Raw genomic sequence first — 3,131 nt, forward strand, 5'->3', positions numbered from 1 at the left:
CATTTACCGCATTTTCCATGCATTTTATTTCGACAAATATGTTCCTGAATCCTTGATTTTGTTGGGTTTTTGTTTCGTTCAGCAAGCCCTACTTAACAAGATCCTTTGGTTTCACCCATCTATATTCAGTGTGAACAGTGGGGAAAATATTTCCGGAAACCCACCTGGTCCAATAAGCTAGAAGATTTATAGTAACATTTTCATAGCGGTAAATACTTTTACCGAAGAATTCTTTGACTTCAACATCAATACAAAATTCTTCTTTCATTTCCCGTCGCAAACATTCTTCCGGGGTTTCACCAGCTTCAATCTTTCCCCCTGGAAATTCCCATTTACCTGCTGCGTTGCCGTCATAACCCCTTTTGGCAATCAAAACATGTCCATTTTTCATTAAGATAGCGGCAGTTACTGTTTTCAAAATATAAAACCTCACAAACATAAAATACATTTAATTGGGTTTTTGTAAACCATTTTTTTATTATACCTTTTGAAACACAATTGCCGGAAGAGCCTATCGTAATTTTCGTTTCCACCGGCGGATCTGGTTTTGGAGTGCTTTAAGTCGGCACCTATGCCGTGGATAAACAGGACCCGGGGGCCTGTACCACGGATTTCATAATTGATATTGATACCATTAATTTTGGCGAAAGGCATAGTTTAATCAGTCCTTTGTAGTTATTTTTGGGTTGCTGGTTCTGGCTTTATTATTAACCCTTGATTCTTCCCGGATACAAATAATTTAATTAATGCAGTCTTTCATGCCATTATGCTGCTTCGACTACATAAGGAAGAGTTAGGTAAAGATTTGTTTCCTAGAGTTATGAACGTAATTATAGATTATATTGCGGAGGGCTTAACCAAAACTGATTAGCTAGGCATGACAAACTGTATTTTATTTATAGTATTTCCTGCTGGTATGAATAAAACGTGAGCGCCTTCGTTTAATACGGAGGCGGTTTTTAGATATTTGAATTTTTTGCTTTGATATTTACTACTGGCTTCTTATAGGTTTTTTCATCTATGCTTGTTCTTTTGTCGGGAAATAAACTGTCATCACCCAACCGGGCTACGAGTAATCCACACAAAACTCCGGATATTGTGTGTTCTATTAAACCTAAAACCGGAAACTTCGGTTTGACTTTAGCAACCAGACCAAACTTGGGTAATATTGCCGCAAGTATAACTCCATATAGATAATGCACACCTATCCCTTTAAGGATGGGGTGATCCCGACCAGTGGAAGACATTATATAAGTTGTTGCTACTCCCGAACTAGACATTCCAATAGCATTTGTTACATGACTGATAATCTTACCCTCAATGGTATTTATCCGGCTTTTTTTTAATGACAAGGTTCCCGCAGATTGCGGGTAAGTCATATTAACCAAGCCTTTCTTATGTTCATAAATGTTTAACAATAAGCTTGGCATTCCAGCCAGTACACCTGACACAACTCCCAATAGAACTCTATCTTTGATTTTGATTTTCATAGATTACCTCCGATGATTAGTTTCTTTTATTATTATTGCCGGGAACTGTTTTAATATTTGGGTTAAAGAAGGACAATATGACAGGTTTTTTACTTTCCAGTACACTGGTTTTAAAATCATTGGCTTATTCAATATATCTTTCCGCTGTAACTGCTGCGGTAGCGCCGTCACCTGCTGCTGAGACAACTTGTCTTAAATACTTTACTCTGTTGTCGCCGGCGGCGTAAACACCTTCGATATTTGTTTCCATTAATTCGTTAATATAAATTCCATCTTTTCATTGGCAAATGCTTTTTCAGCACTGAGTTTATCGCAATCAAGTATGCCTTCATCATACAAAAAGACAACAGTGTTTTACAGAAGGAATTCAATAATGAAATCGCGAATGTTTTAAACATGAACAATACTAAATATAATGCTAAACCAACAAGATCAAGATCTTGCAGCTCAAGTAAAGTTTGATGCGGGGGAGTCTTAGCCGCGACTGGCGTGATAAAGTGGGTGGATTTTTTAAATGTTATTGGAGTCCACGATATGTTGGAGCAAGACGATATGATCAATGAGCAAGCCGGATTAGAGTGACGGGAAGGCCCTCAAGCGAGGGCCTTTTTCACCTTACAAAGCACCCAGCAGAGGAGGTTGAAAGAAGAGATGAACATAAAAAAGCATATTAAAGCAATTAACGTATTTGCATTATTACTTATTTTATTGTTAGGTTATTTAGGTTATGTAAAATACGAAAGCGCAGAATTGGAAGATAAGAATAAAGCACTAGAAAAACAATTGGAAATTGCAAATGAAAAAATAAAAACACAAAAAAATGAACTTAATGAATTAAAAAGATTACTGGATTTTCAAACAAATGTGGATGTTGATTATGAAATTGAAGCTAATGTAACAGATTCTAATGTTGCAGTTGTGGCAATTCATGGAGGTAAAATTGAAAAAGGCACTACTGAATTAGCTTATGCCTTAGCTTCCCATAATAACTACAACTATTATTCATTTCAGGGTTTAAAAAGCACAGATAATTTTTCACTACATGTTCCCTCAGACAAATTTGCCGAAGCAGCTGCAATGCAAATGGTATCTGAATCTAAAATTACATTATCAATCCACGGGTGTGACGGTGAAAAGGAATTCACATATATCGGAGGACGAGACACTAAATTGGCAAACAGAATAAAAAAATCTCTCACGAAGTATGGTTTTACTGTGCAAGATGCTCCGAAGAATCTGGCCGGCATGTCGCCGGATAACATAGTGAATAAAAATATAGACGGACAAGGAGTACAGATAGAAATATCAAAGGGTCTAAGGGAAAAGTTTTTGTCGGCTAATAAACATACCTTGAATAACTATGTTCTCGCAATAAGTGAGGCAGTGAACAATAATTAAAATTTAATAAAGATAAAGGCGGGCCAAGCTGACAAGGTAGCTTCGCCCGCCTATTTTAAATATTTTTTCAGGTTACTCTTCCGTTATTTCTTTAACATTATCAATTAATTGATCGGGGTTATTGGCGCCTTTTTCTAATACTTTATTAGAGCCAATTGCATAATTCCCAGCCCATGTATAACACTGGCTTAAGAAGCCAGGAAAAACCGTTTACCCAAAACTAAAAATCACAAATATCTCTTA

At 36.6% G+C, this 3,131-nt stretch carries 3 protein-coding genes and 1 pseudogene; 1 reads left to right on the forward strand and 3 read right to left on the reverse strand.

Annotated features, from left to right (window positions below; genetic code table 11):
• Positions 1–88 precede the first annotated feature (88 nt).
• The 3 genes and pseudogenes from LX24_RS14665 to LX24_RS15085 all read right to left on the reverse strand — a co-directional run.
• A complete protein-coding gene (locus tag LX24_RS14665) occupies positions 89–418 on the reverse strand; it encodes a (deoxy)nucleoside triphosphate pyrophosphohydrolase (RefSeq protein WP_166512871.1) in 330 nt (109 codons plus the stop codon).
• A 541-nt stretch (positions 419–959) separates the two neighbouring features.
• The gene (locus LX24_RS14670; protein WP_166512872.1) at positions 960–1,490 is read right to left on the reverse strand and encodes a hypothetical protein; all 531 of its coding nucleotides are present in this window, start codon (positions 1,488–1,490) and stop codon (positions 960–962) included.
• Positions 1,491–1,551: 61 nt separating this feature from the next.
• Positions 1,552–1,841, reverse strand: a pseudogene (locus tag LX24_RS15085) (hypothetical protein); the annotation flags it as partial.
• Between the two features lie 300 nt (positions 1,842–2,141).
• On the opposite strand from LX24_RS15085, the gene LX24_RS14680 reads away from it, so the two are divergent.
• Positions 2,142–2,888, forward strand: a complete 747-nt coding sequence (locus tag LX24_RS14680; RefSeq protein WP_166512873.1) for a poly-gamma-glutamate hydrolase family protein — start codon at positions 2,142–2,144, stop codon at positions 2,886–2,888.
• Positions 2,889–3,131 lie beyond the last annotated feature (243 nt).

Origin of the sequence: Desulfallas thermosapovorans DSM 6562 (assembly GCF_008124625.1) — a bacterium.
Classification (GTDB): domain Bacteria; phylum Bacillota; class Desulfotomaculia; order Desulfotomaculales; family Desulfallaceae; genus Sporotomaculum; species Sporotomaculum thermosapovorans.